The 19,676-nt window shown below is 63.4% G+C and carries 19 protein-coding genes; 12 read left to right on the top strand and 7 right to left on the bottom strand.

The window, feature by feature from the left end:
* Positions 1-19: 19 nt before the first annotated feature.
* A complete protein-coding gene (gene dapD / locus EO094_RS08865; RefSeq protein WP_128291969.1) occupies positions 20-868 on the bottom strand; it encodes a 2,3,4,5-tetrahydropyridine-2,6-dicarboxylate N-succinyltransferase in 849 nt (282 codons plus the stop codon).
* Between the two features lie 162 nt (positions 869-1,030).
* Between dapD and EO094_RS08860 the strand changes: the two genes are divergently transcribed.
* Together EO094_RS08860 and nudC are read left to right on the top strand one after the other, a co-directional pair.
* Positions 1,031-1,450, top strand: a complete 420-nt coding sequence (locus EO094_RS08860; protein WP_128291968.1) for an HIT domain-containing protein — start codon at positions 1,031-1,033, stop codon at positions 1,448-1,450.
* Positions 1,451-1,457: 7 nt separating this feature from the next.
* Complete coding sequence (gene nudC, locus EO094_RS08855) at positions 1,458-2,414, top strand: NAD(+) diphosphatase (RefSeq protein WP_128291967.1); 957 nt, start codon at positions 1,458-1,460, stop codon at positions 2,412-2,414.
* A gap of 40 nt (positions 2,415-2,454) precedes the next feature.
* Here nudC and EO094_RS08850 read toward each other — a convergent pair whose 3' ends face one another.
* The gene (locus EO094_RS08850; RefSeq protein ID WP_128293213.1) at positions 2,455-3,345 is read right to left on the bottom strand and encodes a prephenate dehydratase; all 891 of its coding nucleotides are present in this window, start codon (positions 3,343-3,345) and stop codon (positions 2,455-2,457) included.
* A 2-nt stretch (positions 3,346-3,347) separates the two neighbouring features.
* Positions 3,348-4,085, bottom strand: a complete 738-nt coding sequence (locus EO094_RS08845; RefSeq protein ID WP_128291966.1) for a 3-deoxy-manno-octulosonate cytidylyltransferase — start codon at positions 4,083-4,085, stop codon at positions 3,348-3,350.
* Positions 4,086-4,244: 159 nt separating this feature from the next.
* Between EO094_RS08845 and EO094_RS08840 the strand changes: the two genes are divergently transcribed.
* From EO094_RS08840 to EO094_RS08800, 9 genes are all read left to right on the top strand, one after another.
* Complete coding sequence (locus EO094_RS08840; RefSeq protein WP_128291965.1) at positions 4,245-5,765, top strand: c-type cytochrome; 1,521 nt, start codon at positions 4,245-4,247, stop codon at positions 5,763-5,765.
* 170 nt (positions 5,766-5,935) lie between these two features.
* Positions 5,936-7,831 (top strand): extracellular solute-binding protein, encoded by a 1,896-nt coding sequence (locus EO094_RS08835; protein WP_128291964.1) that lies wholly within the window; start codon positions 5,936-5,938, stop codon positions 7,829-7,831.
* A complete protein-coding gene (locus tag EO094_RS08830) occupies positions 7,828-9,714 on the top strand; it encodes an extracellular solute-binding protein (protein WP_205649880.1) in 1,887 nt (628 codons plus the stop codon). The genes EO094_RS08835 and EO094_RS08830 overlap by 4 nt, the downstream gene beginning before the upstream one ends.
* A 29-nt stretch (positions 9,715-9,743) precedes the next feature.
* Complete coding sequence (locus tag EO094_RS08825) at positions 9,744-10,877, top strand: microcin C ABC transporter permease YejB (protein ID WP_128291963.1); 1,134 nt, start codon at positions 9,744-9,746, stop codon at positions 10,875-10,877.
* Positions 10,878-11,021: 144 nt separating this feature from the next.
* On the top strand, positions 11,022-12,137 hold the full coding sequence (locus EO094_RS08820) for an ABC transporter permease (RefSeq protein WP_128293208.1): 1,116 nt from the start codon (positions 11,022-11,024) through the stop codon (positions 12,135-12,137).
* Positions 12,138-12,147: 10 nt separating this feature from the next.
* Positions 12,148-12,390: a hypothetical protein gene (locus EO094_RS08815; protein ID WP_128291962.1), complete on the top strand. Its 243-nt coding sequence runs from the start codon at positions 12,148-12,150 to the stop codon at positions 12,388-12,390.
* Complete coding sequence (locus tag EO094_RS08810) at positions 12,390-12,584, top strand: hypothetical protein (RefSeq protein ID WP_128291961.1); 195 nt, start codon at positions 12,390-12,392, stop codon at positions 12,582-12,584. The genes EO094_RS08815 and EO094_RS08810 overlap by 1 nt, the downstream gene beginning before the upstream one ends.
* Entirely contained in the window at positions 12,581-14,209 is a 1,629-nt protein-coding gene (locus EO094_RS08805) for an ABC transporter ATP-binding protein (RefSeq protein ID WP_128291960.1), read from the top strand. The genes EO094_RS08810 and EO094_RS08805 overlap by 4 nt, the downstream gene beginning before the upstream one ends.
* Positions 14,206-15,171, top strand: a complete 966-nt coding sequence (locus EO094_RS08800; protein ID WP_128291959.1) for a 2-hydroxyacid dehydrogenase — start codon at positions 14,206-14,208, stop codon at positions 15,169-15,171. The genes EO094_RS08805 and EO094_RS08800 overlap by 4 nt, the downstream gene beginning before the upstream one ends.
* Here EO094_RS08800 and EO094_RS08795 read toward each other — a convergent pair.
* From EO094_RS08795 to EO094_RS08780, 4 genes are read right to left on the bottom strand one after another with little or no spacing between them, the layout of a single operon-like run.
* The gene (locus tag EO094_RS08795) at positions 15,138-16,019 is read right to left on the bottom strand and encodes an FkbM family methyltransferase (RefSeq protein ID WP_128291958.1); all 882 of its coding nucleotides are present in this window, start codon (positions 16,017-16,019) and stop codon (positions 15,138-15,140) included. The genes EO094_RS08800 and EO094_RS08795 overlap by 34 nt on opposite strands.
* A gap of 45 nt (positions 16,020-16,064) precedes the next feature.
* Positions 16,065-16,934 (bottom strand): C40 family peptidase, encoded by an 870-nt coding sequence (locus EO094_RS08790; protein WP_128291957.1) that lies wholly within the window; start codon positions 16,932-16,934, stop codon positions 16,065-16,067.
* On the bottom strand, positions 16,931-17,278 hold the full coding sequence (locus EO094_RS08785) for a MarR family transcriptional regulator (protein WP_128291956.1): 348 nt from the start codon (positions 17,276-17,278) through the stop codon (positions 16,931-16,933). The genes EO094_RS08790 and EO094_RS08785 overlap by 4 nt, the downstream gene beginning before the upstream one ends.
* Before the next feature lie 21 nt (positions 17,279-17,299).
* Positions 17,300-18,655 carry a leucyl aminopeptidase family protein gene (locus EO094_RS08780; protein WP_128293205.1) on the bottom strand — a complete coding sequence of 452 codons (1,356 nt, stop codon included), beginning with the start codon at positions 18,653-18,655 and terminating at the stop codon, positions 17,300-17,302.
* Positions 18,656-18,860: 205 nt separating this feature from the next.
* Between EO094_RS08780 and EO094_RS08775 the strand changes: the two genes are divergently transcribed.
* Positions 18,861-19,670, top strand: coding sequence for a tetratricopeptide repeat protein (locus tag EO094_RS08775; protein ID WP_128291955.1), 810 nt, complete (start codon positions 18,861-18,863; stop codon positions 19,668-19,670).
* Positions 19,671-19,676: the final 6 nt, after the last annotated feature.

Here is a 19,676-nt window from a genome sequence, read left to right as displayed (position 1 = left end):
CAAATGCTGGCGGGACGCGTCAGCTGCGCAAGAGCTCGTTGATCGAAGTCTTGGCGCGGGTGCGCTCGTCGACACGCTTGACGATGACGGCGCAATAAAGCTGCGGCCCCCAGTTTTCACCCGGCAGGTTCTTGCTGGGCATCGTGCCCGGCACGACCACAGAATATGGGGGCACTTCGCCGATAAACACCTCACCGGTGTTGCGATCGACGATTTTTGTCGAGGCGCCGAGATAGACCCCCATCGACAAGACCGAGCCCTGGCGCACGATCACACCTTCGGCGACTTCGGCACGCGCACCGATGAAGCAATCATCCTCGATGACGACCGGCCCGGCCTGCAAGGGCTCCAGCACACCGCCGATACCCGCACCGCCCGAAAGATGCACGTTCTTGCCGATCTGCGCGCAGGAACCGACTGTCGCCCAGGTGTCGATCATCGCCCCCTCGCCGACATAGGCGCCGAGATTGACGAAGGACGGCATCAAGACCGCGCCCGGCGCGATGAAGGCGGAGCGGCGCACCACGCAATGCGGCACTGCCCGAAATCCCGCGCTCTCGAAATCCGAAGCGCCCCAGCCGGCAAACTTCGACGGCACCTTGTCCCACCACACGGCTCCGCCCGGACCGCCATCGATCACCGACATCGGCGTCAGGCGGAAAGAAAGCAGCACCGCCTTCTTCAGCCATTGATTGACGTGCCAGTTGCCATCAGGTCCCGGCGCGGCCACACGCTCTTCACCGCTGTCGAGAAGGTCGAGCGCCGTATCGACGGCATCGCGCACGGGTCCTTGCGTCTCCGGGCTGAGCTCGCCGCGCTTTTCGAAGGCCTCGTCGATGGTCGCCGCGAGTTCGGTGTGATCGGCCATTTTCGTCGTCTTCCCCTGCCGGTGAGTTTCTGCCGGTCTTGCCCATATCAATCCTGCGGTGGCGTAAGCCGGGGCGGGCGCCGCGTCAATTGCCACAGATCCTCCCTTCGCGCCGGCCCTGGCAGGTGTTAGAGCCTCACACAGGCTCTAGGTCACGAGGTCATGTCCGGATTTTCTCTTCATCCCCGGCTCGCCGCCGATACGTTTCCGCTCACCGAATTCCCTCTCTGCCATGTTCGGTTGATGAACGACGCCACCTATCCATGGCTCATCCTGGTGCCGGCGCGACCGGAGCTCGCCGAGATCATCGATCTCGATGTCGCGCAGCAAAGCGTTCTGATCAGTGAGATCGACGCGGCGGCGCGGTCCCTCCGGCAGGTGACTGGCAGCGACAAGCTCAATGTCGCCGCCCTCGGCAACGAGGTCCGCCAACTTCACATCCACGTCATCGCCCGTTTCGTCGGCGACCCGGCCTGGCCGAAGCCCGTCTGGGGCGCGGTCCCTGCAAGGCCTTATGAAATCAAGGCGAAAGACACACTCATCCGCCGCCTGGAAGACGCTTTTGCCGCCGCTTCGGCCTGAACTCGTCATGTCCTCAAGCTTCCTAGATCGCCCTTTCCTCGAGGCGAGCGCCGCAAACGGCTTCGCGGGAAACAATTTCGACCGGCAGAGCGAGCATCGCGCGGAACATGCAGTCGAGATCGCGCTCGGTTCACCCGATGCGCGGATCCATCTCTTTTGCGAAGACCGTGCTCTCGTGAAGATCTCTCCGGAGCCGCAAGCCGCCTTTTCGGTGAACGAGGCCGAGGCCATCGGCTTCAATCCCGCCACCCTCATTCTTCTCGGATTTCTCGGCGCAGAGCCGCGGCTTGCCGCCATGGCGATCCCGCAGGCAGAGTGGCAGGAGCCGCTGCGGGCAATCGATCTTCGCTCCCTCGCGGTCCAGGGCCTTCTGTCGGCGGAAGATCTCGGCGGGCTCGCGCAGGCGCGGTCACTGCTTGCCTGGCATCAGAACCATCGTTTCTGCGCGAGATGCGGGAGCGAGACGGAGATGCGGGCAGGCGGCGTGAAGCGGCACTGCCCGTCGTGTGAGAGAGAGCATTTTCCGCGCACCGATCCGGTCGTCATCATGCTGGTCATCGACCCGGCGCAAAACCATGACGCCTGCCTTCTCGGCCGCCAGTATCGCTTTCAGCCCGGCATGTATTCCGCGCTTGCCGGCTTTTTGGAACCCGGGGAGACGATCGAAGCGGCGGTCAGGCGCGAGATCGCCGAGGAGGCGGGGATCCGGACGGGGCGTGTGCGCTACCATTCCAGCCAGCCCTGGCCTTTCGTCTCCTCGCTGATGATCGGCTGCCATGCGGAGGCCGCCTCCAACGCGATCACGCGCGATGAAAGCGAGCTTGAAGATTGCCGCTGGTTCGCCCGCGCTGAGGTCCACCGGATGCTCACCGGCACGCATCCGGATGGGCTGACAGCGCCGCCCAAAATGGCAATCGCGCACCGCCTCATCGCGGACTGGGCCGATTGGGCGGAGGGGAAATAGCGAGCGCCTCGCGGCCCTCGCCTTGCGTCATCCTATCGCTTTACGCCCCGCGGGAGGGTCTGAGTGCGCGGTTCGCTTCCGGCTCCGCCTGATGGGCGCGAAACGGATCGGCCGGATAGACACCCACGATCCGGAACTCGGCGGAGAAGAATTGCAGCTCTTCGAGAGCGAGCGCCACCATCGGATCGTCCGGGTGGCCTTCGACATCGGCGTAGAACTGCGTGGCGAAAAAGGTGCCGCCGAGCTGATAGCTCTCGAGCTTCGTCATGTTCACGCCATTGGTCGCAAAGCCGCCCAGCGCCTTGTAGAGCGCGGCCGGAACGTTGCGGACGCGGAAGATGAAGGTGGTGACGGCCGGCCCCGCCTCGATCGCCGGCTGCTGCGGCTCGCGCGACAGGATGATGAAGCGTGTGGTGTTGTGCGCCTCATCCTCGATATCCTCGGCCAGAATGTCGAGGCCGTAGACTTCGGCTGCAAGCCGTGTCGCGATCGCCGCGCGGCTCTTGTCGCCGAGGTCCGCCACCTGATGGGCTGAACCCGCGGTGTCGGCGGCCACTTCAGCCTTCAACCCATTGGCGCGCAGGAATTTGCGGCACTGGCCGAGCGCCATGACATGGCTTTGCACCGTCTTCACATCCTCAAGGCGCGCACCTTTGAGGCCGAGAAGCTGGTGGCGGATCGGCAGGAAATATTCGCCGATGATGGAGAGCGTCGAGGACGGCAGGAGATGGTGGATATCCGCGACGCGGCCAGCGACGGAATTCTCGATCGGGATCATGCCGAGATCGGCCTCCCCCGTCTCGATCGCCTGAAAGCAATCCTCGAAGGTCGCGAGCGGCACCGCTTCGGCCGCCGGAAACACATCCTGGCAGGCGATGTGGGAGTTGGCGCCGGGTTCTCCCTGGAAGACGACGCGTCTCGCCTCGGCCATGTTCATTCCGCTTCTCCTGCAAGGATGGCGCGTGCGCGCTCCAGATCCGCCATCGTGTCGACGCCGAGCGGGACGGTTTCGACGATCATGGCGTCGATGCGCATGCCGTTTTCGAGTGCCCGCAGCTGCTCAAGCTTTTCGCGACGTTCCAAAATGCCGGGCGGCAATGCGACGAAACGTTGCAGAGCGGCGCGCCGATAGACATAAAGTCCGATGTGATGAAACAGCGGTCCCTCCCCATACGGCGCCGTCGCGCGGGTGAAATAAAGCGCCCGCAGCCGGTCTGGCGCGACCGGCGTGCCGACGACTTTGACGACATTGGGGTTCGTCCGCTCCCCTTCCTCCGAAATCTCCGCGGTGAGCGTGGTGATCGCCACCTCCGGATCTTCAAGGGGGCGGAGAGCCGCGGCGAGCGTGGCGGGATCGAAGGTCGGCAGATCGCCCTGCATATTGACGACGACATCGTGCCGGCCTTCCGGATCGAATGTCGCGAGCGCTTCGGCGATGCGGTCGGAGCCCGAAGGATGGTCAGCCCGCGTCATGATGGCGATCGCGCCGGCCGCTTCGGCGGCCTCGCCGATGCGCTTCTCGTCGGTCGCCACGACGACCGGACCAAGCCCGGACTCGCGGCCGCGGTCCACGACATGGGCGATCATCGGACGGCCGGCGATATCGGCGAGGGGTTTTTCTGGCAGCCGCGTGGCGGCAAGCCGTGCCGGGATAACGATGAGCGGATTCATCGAAAATTCATCGAGATACACTGGAAAGGAACTTCGGCGGCGGGCTTATACGCCTGCGATGGAACCGTCAAACCGAGAGCTTCAGCGCTCTCAACCTTGCCTCCCGGGTGTGGTGCGCCCTATTTGCAGCCCGGCCAATAAAGCGGAGTAGAGATTTCAATGCATTCGCCCGCCTGGAACACCTACGCAATGGCGATCCTGGGGACGCTGCTGGTCGCCTTCGGCCTGTCTGTTCTCGGAGATATGCTGTTTGAATCGCCCGAGCTGGACGAGCCCGGCTACGTCATCGCAACTGCCGAAGAGGACAGCGGCAGCGACGCCGCCGCCGAGCCCGCGGGCCCGGAACCTCTGCCGGTTCGCCTTGCCAATGCCGACACGGATGCCGGACAGCGCACCGCCAAGCAATGCGTGGCTTGCCACAACTTCCAGAAGGGCGAAGGCAACAAGATCGGTCCGCTGCTCTGGAACGTCGTCGGACGTCCCGTCGCGTCGGAGGAAGGCTTCAGCTACACCGACGCCATGCAGGAATTCGCCAAGACCGAAGGCGAATGGACGTTTGAGCATCTCGACAATTACCTGACCGACCCGAAGGGTGTGGTGCCGGGAACGGCGATGAATTTCGCCGGCATCAAGGACGACCAGGACCGCGCCAACGTCATCGCGTATCTGCACACGCTCTCCGACGATCCTCTGCCTTTGCCCGAGCCGGAAGCCGCGCCGGCCGAAGGCGGCGATGAAGCCGCCGCGTCTGAAGGCGAAGCTGGAGGAGCGCAGGCCGAGGCAACGCCGGAAGAGACGCCGGCGCCTGCGACCGCAACAGGTGGCGGGACGGCAGCTCCCGAAGGCGAAGTGACGGAAGAAACCGCCCAATCGGCAACCGAACAGGGCGCGTCGGACGTGCCGGGCGGCGATGCCGGCCAAGAGCAGGCTCAAGGTGAGCAGGCCCAGGGTGAGCAATCAGGCCAGCAGGCAGCACCGCAGCCGGAGAACGCGCAACAGGCACCCGACCAGGCACAGCCGGCAAGCCCCGCAACGCCCGGGCCTTCGACGGCTCAGGGCCTCGCTTCGGGAACCACCGACGCCCAGCAGCCGCCGACGGGCAACCAGCCGGCCGCCGCAACGGCGGAAGGCGCGCAGACGGCCAAGGGCGCCGGCGAACAGGCCGCCGAGACCTCGCGCCATCAGGAAAGCCGCGATCTCGATGAGAACGCCGCTCAGCAGCAGGGGCAGGTGCAGCAACAGGCTCAGAACCAGCAGCCGGCCGAGGGTCAGCAGCAGGCCCAGGCGCCTGCCGGGAATCAGGAGCCGCCGAGCCCGACGGTCGCCATGATCGCCGATGCCTCGCCGGAGGCTGGCGAGAAGGTCGCCGCGCAGTGCCGCGCCTGCCATACCTTCGACAAGGGCGGCGCCAACCGGATCGGCCCGAACCTCTGGGAGATCGTCAACCGTCAGGCCGCGACGCATGAAGGCTTCAAGTACACCGATGCGATGAAGAAGCATGCGCAAGAGATCGGGACGTGGACCTACAACCACCTCGACACCTACCTCGCCGATCCGCGCGGCGTGGTGCCGGGAACGAAGATGATCTTCGCCGGCGTGAAGAAGGACGAGGACCGCGCAGCGCTTCTCGCCTATCTGCGCACGCTCTCGGACAATCCAGCGCCGTTGCCCGGGCAATGAGCCCTTGCAGCCGGACAAAATGACCCTGTTGACGCCGCGGCTTTGCCGCGGCGTTCTTTTGTCTGACGAAACAACGGGTTAAATTTTCGTCAGGTCGCGTCTCAGCGGGTGAAACGCGATCCTTCGGCGTTTATCATGATGTTTCGACACAGCGAGAACCGGCCTCTTTCATGACAGCACGCTTCATCCAGCTTCCCCTCGTCTGCCTGCTCGCGTTCGGCGGCTTTGTGAACGCCCAGGCGCAGGATGCGGACCAGCCGAGCGACGAGAAGACCTGGCGCCATGCGACGTCGCTGATCCATGAGCCGAAATACGGGCCGGATTTCGCCCATTACGATTACGTCAATGTCGATGCACCGAAGGGCGGTACGCTCAACCAGGTGGCGGTCGGCACCTTCGATAGCCTCAATCCCTTCATCATCCGCGGCACCGTCGCGGCGGGTCTCGGTCTCATCGTCAATGCGCGCGGCGGCATCGGCTACGACAGCCTGATGGAGCCGTCCGAGGAAGAACCGAGCACCAGCTACGCCCTCATCGCCGAGGCGATGAGCTATCCGGACGATTATTCCTCGGCGACCTTCCGACTCAATCCAAAGGCGCGCTGGCATGACGGCGAGCCGATCACGGCCGAAGACGTGGTCTGGTCCTTCAATACACTCAAAGAGATCAACCCGCAGTACAATCAGTACTACCACAACGTCGTCAAAGCCGAGATCACTGGCGAGCGCGAGGTCACGTTCACCTTCGACCAGAAAGGCAATCGCGAGCTCCCCAACATCATGGGCGATCTTGTCATCGTACCGAAACATTGGTGGACGGGCACCGACAAGGACGGCAAGAAACGCGATATCACGCAGCCGACCTTGGAGCCGCCGCTCTCCTCGGGACCCTACCGGATCAAATCCTTCATCCCCGGCCGCAGCGTGGTGTGGGAGCGCGTGCCGGATTATTGGGGTAAGGACCATCCGCTGCGGGTCGGCCGCTACAATTTCGATGAGATCCGCTACGAGTATTTCCGCGATGCCAATGCGGTCTGGGAAGCTTTCACCAAGGGTGGCATCTACGACTTCCGAGCGGAAAACCGCGCCCAGCGCTGGGCTCAGGGCTACGATTTTCCCGCCGCGCAGCGCGGCGATGTCAAGAAGGAAGAGTTTCAGACGACATCGGGCGAGCCGATGCAGGCCTATGTGCTCAATACCCGCCGCGACAAGTTCTCCGACCGGCGCGTGCGCCACGCCCTGACGCTCGCCTTCGATTTCGAAAGCCTCAACAAAAACCTCTTCTTCAACCTCTACACCCGCACCGACAGTTATTTCGAAGGCACAGAGCTCGAAGAGACCGGGCTGCCGGAAGGCAAGGAGCTCGAATATCTGGAAAAGGTGCGCGACAAGGTTCCGCCCGAGGTCTTCACCGAAGAGTTCAAACTTCCCGTCTTCGACAGCCGTGAGGCGATGCGCGACCATCTGCGCGAGGCCGTTAAGCTGCTGCGTGAGGCCGGCTGGGAGCAGCGCGATGGCGGTCTCTTCAACAAGGAGACGGGCGAGCGCTTCACCATCCAGTTTCTCGGCAACGATCCGAACGACGAGAAGATATTGTCGCCTTACGCCAACACGCTGCGCCGGCTCGGCATCGACACGTCGATCCGCATCGTCGATGCGGCCCAATACCAGGCGCTGACCGACGATTTCGATTACGACGTCATCGTGGGGTCGTTTCCCCAGTCGCAATCACCCGGCAACGAACAACGCGAGTTCTGGGGCTCCTATGCCGCCGATCAGCGCGGCAGCCGCAATGCGGCCGGGATCAAGAACGAGGCGGTCGACGAGCTCGTCAACGACATCATCTACGCGCCAGATCGCAAGAGCCTCGTCGCGGCGACCCGCGCCCTCGACCGCGTGCTCCTGTGGAACTACTACATGGTGCCGCAGTGGAATCTGCCGAAAATCTGGCTTGCCTACTGGAACAAGTTCGGCATCCCGGACAAGCAGCCCTCTTACGCGGGCGTCGACGTCTACTCCTGGTGGATCGACCCTGAAAAAGAAAAGAAATTGAGGATGGCAGAGTGATTTCGTTCACCCGCCGCGGCGCTCTTCTGGGTGCTGCATCGCTTGCAATCGCGCCGAAGCTGATCGGAACGCCAGGGCTCATTGGGTCGGCCCATGCCGCGACGCCCGCTGGCCCCCGACACGGAATGTCGCTCTTCGGCGACCTCAAATACGGCGCCGATTTTGCGCATCTGGACTATGTCAATCCCGATGCACCACGCGGCGGCCGACTCGTCATGGTGCCGAGCCAAGCCTACTACAATCAGAGCTTCCTCACCTTCAACACGCTCTCATCGTTCGTCATCCGCGGCGACGCGCCGCCACTGATGGAATTCACCTTCGACAGCCTTATGAAATGGGCCTCCGACGAACCGGACGCCTGTTACGGGCTCGTGGCGGAAAGCGTCGAGGTCTCCGACGACGGTCTCACTCTGCATTTCCGTCTTCGTCCGGAAGCCCGTTTCAACGATGGCACGCCGCTCGTCGCCGACGACGTCGTCTATTCGATGAATATCCTGAAGGAGAAGGGCCATCCGGACTTGCTTCTGCCGTTGAAGGAAATGGTGTCCGTCGAGGCGGACGGCGAGCACGATGTCGTCGTCACACTGTCGGGCAAGCATTCTCCCGAACTGAAGCTCGTCATCGCGCAGCTGCCGATCTTCTCGCGCGCCTGGTACCAAGGTCGCGAATTCGATGCGTCGACACTCGACGCGCCTCTCGGTTCCGGCCCCTATGAGGTGGGAGAGCTGCAGCAGGGCCGCTTCATCGAGTATCGGCGGGTGGAAGATTACTGGGCCAAGGATCTCCCCATCAATCGCGGCTTTCATAATTTCGACGTGATGCGGCTCGAATTTTTCCGCGACCGACAGGCAGGATTCGAAGCCTTCAAGAAGGGCGCCGTGACCTTCCGTGAGGAGTTCTCCTCCAAGAGCTGGGCGACCGAGTACGACTTTCCGGCCGTCGTGAGCGGCAAGGTGGCGACGGAATTGATGCCCGACGAAAGGCTTCCCGACTTCCAGGCCTGGTATTTCAACACCCGCCGCGGGAAATTCGCCGACCCGGCCACGCGCCAGGCGATCGGCCTCGCCTTCGATTTCGAATGGCTCAACACCAACCTCTTCTACGATTCCTATCGCCGCACGGCGTCGTGGTTTGAAAAATCCGTCTATGCCGCCGAAGGCGAGCCTTCGGAGGCGGAACTTGCGCTCCTTGAACCTTTCCGGGACGAATTGCCGGAGGAGGTCTTCGGGCCCGCGGTGGTGCCGCCGACCTCGGATGGTTCAGGCGTCGATCGCGACAATCTCCGCAAGGCGGACGAGCTTCTTCGGCAGGCCGGCTGGAGCCGCAACGGCGGTCAGCTCATCAACAATCAGGGCGACGTCCTATCTGTCGAATTCCTCATTCAGAACGACCCGGTGTCTGAACGCGTTCTCGGCAAATTCGTCGATTCACTCCGCCGCCTCGGCGTCGACGCCTCGATCCGTCCGGTCGATTCGGCGCAGTACCAGGCGCGCGCCTCGGAGTTCAATTTCGACGTTCTCGGGCTGCGGTTGCGCTCCACGCCCACGCCCCTGGAATCGCTGCGCGCATCCTATGGCAGCGCCTCGGCGGATCTGCCGGGCTCGCGCAATTATGCGGGCATTCACCTCAAAGCGGTCGATGCCCTCATCGATCAGGCGCTCGCCGCCAACGACCGCGACACCCACCGCAACATCCTGCGGGCGCTCGACCGGATCTTGCGCGCCCATTATTTTGTCGTGCCGCAATGGTACCAGGATGCGCATCGCGTGGCGCGCTGGGACATGTTCTCTCGCCCCGAGACAAAGCCGGACTACAATTTTCCTTTCGAGACCACCTGGTGGTACGACGAGGAGAAGGCCAAGCGAATCGGCGTGGCCGGCTGAGCTGAGACCGACGAGCCGACGGAGACGGATTGGCAGCCTATATCCTGAGACGCCTCTTGCTGATGATCCCGACCATCCTCGGGATCATGGCAATCAGCTTCGTCGTCGTGCAGTTTGCGCCGGGCGGGCCCGTGGAGCGGGTGATCGCGCAGATCCAGGGCACCGACGTCTCGGCGACGGCACGCATCGGCGGCTCCAGCGGCGGCGACTTCTCCTCCGCCGGCAACACCAATCAAAGCGGCTCGGATGCCGCCATCACCTCGAAATACCGCGGCGCACAGGGGCTCGATCCGGAGTTCATCCGCCAGCTCGAAAAGCAATTCGGCTTCGACAAACCGCCCCTCACTCGCTTCGGGCTGATGTTGTGGAACTATGCCCGCTTCGATTTCGGCGAGAGCTATTTCCGCGACATCTCCGTCATCGACCTCATCAAGGAAAAGCTGCCCGTCTCCATCTCTCTCGGGCTTTGGATGACGCTTTTGTCTTACGTCATCTCCATCCCGCTCGGGATCCGCAAGGCCGTCAGCGACGGCTCGGTGTTCGATGTGTGGACTTCGGCCGTCGTCATCATCGCCTATGCGGTGCCGGGCTTCCTCTTCGCGATCTTCCTGATCGTGTTCTTTGCCGGTGGTTCCTTCTTCGACTGGTTCCCGCTGCGCGGCCTTTGGTCTGAGCAATATGCGCGCATGGGCTTCTGGGAATGGATCACCGATCCGGACGCGCTCGTCGACTATTTCTGGCACCTGGCGCTGCCGCTCATCTCGATGGCGCTTGCGGCCTTCGCTACGACGACGCTCCTCACCAAGAATTCTTTCCTCGACGAGATCCGCAAGCAATATGTGGTGACGGCACGGGCGAAAGGCCTGACGGAACGCCAGGTGCTCTATGGCCATGTCTTCCGCAACGCCATGCTCATCGTCATTTCGGGCTTTCCGGCGGCCTTTGTCTCGGCGTTTTTTGCCGGCTCGCTCCTGATCGAAACGATCTTCTCGCTCGACGGGCTCGGGCTCCTTTCCTTCGAGAGCGTCATCAACCGCGATTATCCAGTCGTCTTCGCCACGCTCTATATCTTTTCGCTGATGGGCCTCATCGTGCAGCTCGTCTCCGACCTCACCTATACCTGGATCGATCCTCGGATCGATTTTGAGAGCCGGGAGGTCTGAGCGATGGAGGTCGAGACCGATCCGAAGAAGAAGACTGAGGGGCCGACCACGCCCGCCCCGCCGCATGCGCCGGATCCCGGCACGCCGGAAGCGCCCGCGCCTCTGCCCGGACAAGAGGCTGCACCCGGACGCCGGCTCTTCACCATGTCGCCGATCAACAAGCGGCGGTGGGAGAATTTCAAGAAGAACCGCCGTGGCTTCTGGTCCTTGTGGCTCTTTCTTCTCCTCTTCGGCCTGTCGCTGATCGCCGAAGTGCTCGTCAACGACAAGCCGATCGTGCTCTCCTACAAGGGAGAGCTCTATTACCCGATCCTCGTCGATTATCCGGAAGAGACCTTTGGCGGCTTCCTGGCGACGACGGATTACCGGGACCCGTTCATCTCCGACGAGATCAACGCCAATGGCTGGATGATCTGGCCGCCGATCCATTATTCCTATCGCACGGTCAATCGGGATTTCCCGACGGAGGAACTGCGGGAAGCACTTGGGCGGCCGATCGGCTTTCCGGCGCCGCCGACCTGGCGGATCGCGGGTTCCGTCTGTCCGGGCGACACGGAGCAGCTGGAACGGTTCTGCGACAAGTCGAACTGGAACTGGCTCGGCACCGACGACCAGGGCCGCGATGTCGTCGCCCGCCTCGTCTACGGCTTTCGCATATCCGTGCTCTTCGGGCTTGTGCTCACCGTATTTTCATCGATCGTCGGCGTCGCGGCCGGTGCCGTGCAGGGCTATTTCGGCGGCCGCGTCGATCTCTTCTTCCAGCGCTTCATCGAGATCTGGACGGCGATCCCGGCGCTTTATCTCCTCCTCATCATATCCTCGATCCTGCCGCCGGGATTCTGGGTGCTCCTCGGCATCCTCCTGCTCTTTTCCTGGGTGGCGCTCGTCGGCGTCGTCAGGGCGGAGTTCCTCAGGGCGCGCAATTTCGAATATGTGAAGGCGGCGCGCGCGCTCGGAGTGTCGAACCTGACGATCATGTTCCGCCACCTGTTACCGAACGCCATGGTGGCGACCTTGACCTTCATGCCGTTCATCCTGAACGGCTCGATCACGACGCTCACCTCGCTCGACTTCCTGGGCTTCGGCATGCCGCCCGGTTCGCCATCGCTCGGCGAACTCCTCGCTCAGGGCAAGGCCAATCTGCAGGCGCCCTGGCTCGGCATTACCGGCTTCATCGTCATCTCGCTGATGCTCTCGCTCTTGATTTTCATCGGCGAGGCGGTGCGCGACGCCTTCGACCCGCGCAAGACTTTTGCGTAGGGTGAGCGCCATGGACGAAAGAAAGCGCCATATCGTGGAAGATTATCCGGCCGAGCGACTGCCGCCGGAGCTTCGCGGAGACATCGATCCGAGCCATCATGCGCGCGTGATCGTGGAGGATACGGGAAGCCGATCGAGGGCGCCGCAGCGTACGGGCGGACTCTACCGCTTGTTCGGCGCCGCGGCTGAAAAGAACACCTCCGTAGAGGAAGCCGTGGCTCGAATCCGCGCTCTTCGGGATGAGTGGGATTGATGAGTGCTTCCCCTAGATGGCGTACATATCTCGACACGAACTTCTTCATCCGGCTCGCCGAGGGCCGCGATGAACGGCTCCTTCGCGTTCTAGACCTCAACGTCTTCGTCTCCTCCGACAAGCGACTGAAGATGCCCGAGACAATGAAACGTATCGGCCTCGACGAGGTCGCTATCGAGGAAGTCTGGCCATGACCTCCCCCCTCCTTTCGGTCCGTGACCTGTCGGTGGACTTCACACAGGGCGGGCGCACGACGCATGCGGTGCGCCATGTCTCCTTCGACATCGCGGAGAAAGAGACCGTAGCGCTCGTGGGTGAATCGGGCTCCGGCAAGTCGGTGACGGCGCTTTCCGTCTTGCGGCTTCTCACCTATCCGCCGGCGAGCCATCCCTCCGGCGAGATCTTCTTCCGCGACCGCGAGCTTCTGAAAGCCGGCGATCGCACCCTTCGGGAAGTGCGCGGCAACAAGATCTCCATGGTCTTCCAGGAGCCGATGTCGTCGCTCAACCCGCTGCACACGGTGGAGCGGCAGGTCGGCGAGGTGCTCGACGTGCACCGCGGTATGAGCGGCAAGGCGGCGCGGGAAAGGGTTCTGGAGCTTCTCCACCAGGTCGGCATCCGCGAGCCGGAAAGCCGGCTCAGATCCTACCCGCATCAGCTCTCAGGCGGCCAGCGGCAGCGCGTGATGATCGCCATGGCGCTCGCCAACGAGCCCGATCTCCTGATCGCCGATGAGCCGACGACGGCACTCGACGTCACCGTGCAAGCGCAGATCCTGGAGCTTCTCGCCCGCCTGAAGTACGAGCAGAACATGGCGCTCCTCTTCATCACCCACGATCTCGGCATCGTACGCAAGGTGGCGGACCGGGTCTGCGTCATGACGGATGGCGAGATCGTCGAGCGCGGGCCAACGGAAGAGATCTTCACCAACCCTCAGCACAGCTATACGCGCCATCTTCTCTCCGCCGAACCCAAGGGCTCCGCGCCCGCCACCGATCGTGACGCACCGTTCGTCATGGAAGCCGACAACCTCAAGGTCTGGTTTCCGATCAAGCGCGGCTTCCTGCGTCGCACCGTCGGCCATATCAAGGCCGTCGACGGCATCGACGTCAAAGTGCGCGAAGGCGAGACGCTCGGCGTCGTCGGCGAATCCGGCTCCGGCAAGACGACGCTCGGCCTCGCCCTTCTCAGGCTGATTTCCTCCAACGGCCGCATCGCCTTTCTCGGGCGCGACATCCAGGCGGCACGGTTCAAGGACACCCGTGCGCTTCGCGCCGATATGCAGATCGTCTTCCAGGATCCTTATGGCTCGCTGTCGCCGCGCATGATCATTCGCGACATCGTCGGCGAAGGTCTCGCCGTGCACGAACCCGATCTGAAGGCATCGGAGCGCGACCGCCGCGTTGTCAAAGCGCTCGCCGAAGTGGGTATCGATCCGGAGACGCGGTTTCGCTATCCGCATGAATTCTCCGGAGGCCAGCGCCAGCGCATCGCGATTGCCCGCGCCATGGTGCTCGAGCCGAAATTTGTCATGCTCGACGAGCCGACCTCGGCTCTCGACATGAGCGTCCAGGCACAGGTCGTCGACCTCCTGCGCGATCTGCAGAAGCGCCACGACCTCACCTATCTCTTCATCTCGCACGACCTCAAAGTGGTGCGCGCGCTCGCCAACGAAATCATCGTCATGCGCGACGGCAAGGTGGTGGAAGCCGGGCCTGCCGCGCAGATCTTCGACCATCCGCAGACCGATTACACAAAAGCGCTGATGGCCGCCGCCTTCGATCTGGAAGTCGCCTACCGGGGAGCCATCAGCACGTGACCACTCTTCTTCTTTCCCTCGCCGATTGGGATCCCCGTCGCTGGCTTGAAAACCTGAAGGCCGCACTTCCCGAAGACGAGGTCGTCGCAACAACGCCAGAGGGCGGCTTTGCCGGCAATCCCGCAACTCTCGAGCGGGTGGAGTATCTTCTCACCTGGAAGCCCCGCCCCGAGCTTTTCGACAGCCTGCCCAATCTCAAGGCCATTCTTTCAGTTGGCGCCGGCGTCGATCATCTCGTCGGTCTGCCCAACCTTCCGAATGTGCCGATCGCACGCATCGTCGATCCCGACCTCACCACGCGGATGACAGAATACGTCGTCTGGCAGGTGCTGCATCACGTGCGCCTCGGGCCCGATTATGCAGCGCTGCAAAAGGAAAAGCGCTGGCGACCGCTCTACCAGCCGCCGGCCGGCAAGGTGACGGTCGGGATCATGGGGCTCGGCGTGCTCGGCACGGCGTCGGCGAAGATGCTCATGCAGCTCGGCTTCCGCGTGGTCGGATGGAGCCGACGCCCGAAGATCGTCGCGGGCGTCACCGCCTTTGCCGGTGAGGGTGAGCGCGATGCCTTTCTGGCGGAAACCGATATCCTCGTCTGCCTCCTGCCCGACACGCCACAGACGCGCGGGATCATCGACGGAGGGCTCATCTCAAGACTGCGCAAGGATGGCCCGCTCGGCGGCCCGGTCCTCATCAATGCCGGGCGCGGACAGTCTCAAAACGAGGCGGATATTCTGTCAGCCTTGCGCGATGGCACGCTGCGCGGCGCGAGCCTCGACGTTTTCCGCACGGAGCCCCTGCCAGCCGACAGCCCGATGTGGAGCGCGCCCAATCTCGTGATCACGCCGCATATGGCGTCGATCTCAGATCCGCATGGCCTGTCGCCGCTGATCGCGCGACAGGTGCGCCGCGGCAAAGCCGGCGAGCCGCTTCAGTATGTGGTGGACCGGGACGCCGGGTACTGAGGCACGACCGGCGTGAAGGCCATATTGGCGGCGACGATGGTGTTTTCGTCGGTGTGCTCGAGCATCTGAAATCCCATCACCTCCAAGGCACGCTCGACCTTGTCCCAGGCACCGGCGCGTCCATGCGCCGGGTTCATGTCGATGGCGAGGAGCCGCGTCCGCTTCAGGGTGCGCATGGCTCCAGCAAGGATCTCAGGCTCCACGCCTTCCGCATCAATTTTCATGAAGTCGATCGCAGGCAAGGCCGCAACGGCCGGCAGAGCATCGAGAGGCCAGGCTTCGACGGAGGCGAAGGCGCGCTTCTGCTCCGGGCGGCGGATGAGCGAGCTCGACGCGCCATCTGGGGCGAGATGCAGCTTCAGAGCTTCCCGTCCTTTCCACATCGCACAGGAGACGAGGCGGACATTGTCGAGCCCCCTGACGTTTTGCGCGAGGCAGGCATAAGCGCGCGGATCCGGCTCGATCGCGATGACCGTCGCACCCGCATCGGCACACAGGATCGTCAACTCACCGACATTGGCACCGATATCGATGACGACATCGCTTTCTCGCGGAAAGTACAGCGTGCCGACGGCATATTTTTCGCCCGTCAGATGCAGCCGCGCTCCGATGCCGCTGCGGTAGCGGGGGACGCGGTTGAGGCTCGGTAAAGCGAGGCGGCGCAGGCCGTCATCAATAATAACGCGTTCGGCATCAGGTATGATTTCGACGGGCCGTCCGCGGCCGTGCCGATGAGCCTGGAAGCTCAAATGCCACTGGTAGTACCGGCGCAGCAACGTCTGCGGGCACACCGAAAGAATGGCATTGCCGAATTGCCGGGTAGGCAGATGCATGGAGGAATACGCCACGGAGGTCGCCAATTCTTTGCCGACGAAGGGACACGTTTGGTAGCCTCATTGCAAGCGTCGAATTGCGGTGATCTTGAGACCTTTGGCGGTAAAACGCGATCGTGCCGCAACCAGCGGCTCGCTCGCTGAACACATGTGGAAAGCGTTGGCGTGGAGAAGGGTTTCGCCGTCGCGCATCAGGCCGACATGGCCCTCCCAGAAGATGAGATCGCCGCGGCGAAGCGGCGGCAGATCATCGCCAATTTCGAGCGCTTCGCCGATCTCGGCCGCCTGCATATCGGCATCCCTCGGCGCCTGCCTCCCGGCCGTGTGAAGTGCGACCTGGACGAGGCCCGAGCAGTCGATACCCGCATCCGTCTTGCCGCCCCAGAGATAGGGGACGCCCAGAAAACTCTCTGCCACAGCGGTCCAGTCGGGCTCACGCGGGGCCTCCACGGTCGACAGATGCTGCATGACGACGGCACCGGCCGGTTCGATGAGACCGTAACGGGCGTTCTTGTCCTGCGCCTCCCCCGTCACCGCCACTTCGGCGCCGAGAGGCAACGTCATGAGCGGCGGCAGTTTGATATCGGGGCCCGGAAACAGAAACGTGCTTCGCGCGGCAACACGATGGGTGGGCACCGTCACGTCTGCCCGCAGAGACGCGGTCGGCAGCCAGCCGACGTAGCCGTCGCCTTCGAGCTGGCCCCAGGCCCAGCCCTCCCCTGTCTCTTCGAAGACGCGGACGATTTCGCCGCAAAGCGCTTGCGTCTCGAGCGCGCCCATCGGGTTCGGCTCGCGTCTCACCGGCGCCGTTCCATCCACAACCTGATAGAGACTGCCCTCGACGAAACGCGGCGCCTCCACGCGTCCCTTGAGGCGCACATCCGCGAGATCTCGGCGGAAGGTGTTGCGGCGTGGATCGAGCTTCGTCATCGTGTCACATCCTCGGTCTTGGCAACGACGAGGTCGGCGAAGCGCTCCAGAAAGAGCGCGCCGTCTACCGTTCGCTGCACCAGAACATTGCGCATGTCTTTGGGATCGCGCTTGCGCGTCAGAAGTCCGTGCCGCCCGAGCGTGTCGAGAGCACGCGTGATGACGGCCTTGGTGACGCCGAGTTTCGCGGCAAGCCCGCGGACCGTATGCGGCGGCGCCTCCAAATAGACGATCAAGAGGACCGTCATCTGGCGCGCCGTCAGATCCGGCTCTTCGGCACGCACCAGCGACAGCGTCACCTCGTGCCACAGACGCAGAGCCTGGCTCGACCGCAGGATCGTCATGAGAGGCCGAATTCGGGCACGTCAGCCCCGGCCGTAACGCTCGGCACAATAGGCGAAGAGCGCCCGGATCCCTTGCGCCTCGCCACCCTTGGGACCGAGCGCCCGCGCTTTCGGTGCCCAGCCGAAAATGTCGAAGTGCAGATAGGACGGGCTTTCGGTCACGAAACGCGACAGAAACAGCGCGGCCGTGGTCGCCCCGGCGAAGCTGTTGCTCGAAATATGGTTCACATCGGCGATTTCGGAGGAGAGCCACGCATCGTAGGGCTTCCACAAGGGCAGCCGCCAAACGGGATCGTGCTCGGCCTTGGAGGCGGCCTGAACGCCCTCCACGACGGCCTCGTCGTCGGTGAAGAAGGGAGCGATATCGGGTCCGACGGCGACACGCGCGGCGCCTGTCAGGGTCGCCATCGAGACGATGAGCTCCGGCTTTTCCTCGTCGGCCAAAGCCAGGGCATCGGCCAGAACCAGCCGTCCCTCCGCATCGGTGTTGCCGATCTCGACCGTCAGGCCCTTACGGCTCGGGAAGACATCGCCAGGGCGGAAGGCGCGACCGGAAATGGAGTTCTCGACGGCCGGGATGAGAACGCGCAAGCGTACCTTGAGACCGGCGAGCATGATCATTCGGGCAAGCCCCAAGACATTAGCCGCTCCGCCCATGTCCTTCTTCATCAGAAGCATCGAGGACGGCGGCTTGATGTCGAGGCCGCCGGTGTCGAAGACGACGCCCTTGCCGACGAGCGTCAGCTTGGGATCGGCCTCATCACCCCATTTCATATCGATCAGGCAGGGCGCGCGGTCGCTGCCATGACCGACGGCATGAATGAGCGGATAGTTGCGCGCCAGCTCGTCGCCTTCGGTCAGAGTAAAATCGGCGCCCGTCTCTTCAGCCAGTTGCCGCGCCGCCGATGCAAGCTCAGACGGGCCGAAGTCGTTCGCCGGCGTGTTGATGAGATCACGCGTGAGGCTGACGCTCTCCGCCGTCTGCCGCAGCGCTTCGATATCGAAATCATCCGGTAGCACGAGGCGCGGCCGTTCCATGTCCGCGTCGCAGTGATAGCGGGTGAAGCGGTAGCCGCCGAGCGCAAAGCCGAGGGCGGCAAGACGCAATTCGCCCAGCGCACCTTCGAGACGGTAATGTCCGTCCGGAAGCTTTTGCGCGAGCTTGCCGGTAAGAAACGGATTTCTCGCAAGGCCACCACGCCCGGCTCCGAAGAGCACGCGTTCGAGCCCCCCATCGGCTCCTGGAAGAAGCGCGATGTCGCCGCTATGGGCGCAAAAGCCGCTGACCTCCGCGAACTTGCGGTGCTGATCGCTGAGACCGGCGAGGGCTTCGTCAAGCCCCGCTTCCTCGATGACCGTGACGGGCGTCACGCCCATTTCGGCGCCGACTTCGCCGGCCCTGACGAAAACTGGATGATTGCTCAAGATATCCTCCGATCGGCCCACCCCTAGGCGCGAGCGTCTGCCATTGCAACGAGGACGATCCTTCAAGACACACGACCTGCCGCATTTAGCGTTAACGAATGCTTAGCCAGTGAGGCCTACATCTTGGCGCATAACGTGCCAGAACGGGACAGCCTCCATGCGGATGCGGCCAAGTCAGAAATCAGGTGCGGCGCTTCTTCGAACCGCTGCCATTCTTTCGCTCGTGGCCTTTGCGGCGGGCTGTCAGAGCCGGCAGGCCGACGCGCCACGCACCACCGGCTCGATCGGCGCGACACAAACCCTCGAGGTTTCAAATCTCAGCCATGACCAGGCGTTGCGCGCCGTCCAGGCCTGGGGTGCGCGGTACAGCAACGACGAAAAGGACAGAGTCGCGGCACTCAATTATGCGGCGGCGCTGCGGGCGGCCGGCCAGCCGTCTCAGGCCGTGGCCGTTTTGCGCAAAGCCATCATCTTCCATCCGAAAGACCGGCAGGTGCTCGCCGCTTTCGGCAAGGCGCTTGCCGAGAACGGCGAATTCCAGGAAGCGCTGGCGACAGTGCAGCGGGCTCAGCATCGCGACAACCCAGATTGGCGCCTGCTTGCGACCGAAGGGGGCATTCTCGATTCCGTCGGCCAGAACGAACAGGCCCGTCAGGCCTACCGGCAGGCGCTCGTGCTCGCCCCCGGCGAGCCGCAGATCCTCAACAATCTCGGCATGTCGTACACGCTAACCGGCGAGCTCGACGAGGCCGAGAAGGTCCTCAGGCAGGCGGTCGCCAATCCGAGCGCCTCGGCGAAAGTGCGTCAGAATCTGGCACTCGTCCTTGGGCTGCAAGGGAATTTCCGCGAGGCCGAGGCGGTCGCCTCGCAAGATCTCTCACCCGAAGAGGCGAAGGCGAACATCGCCTATCTCCGGGCGATGCTGGCCCAGAAAGACACCTGGAAGGACATCAAGCAGGCGGGCTGAGCGGCA

The organism is Afifella aestuarii, assembly GCF_004023665.1.
In the GTDB taxonomy this organism is placed as follows: domain Bacteria; phylum Pseudomonadota; class Alphaproteobacteria; order Rhizobiales; family Afifellaceae; genus Afifella; species Afifella aestuarii.
Note: the sequence above shows the minus strand (reverse complement) of the source record. Positions and strands in the feature narration are given on the sequence as shown.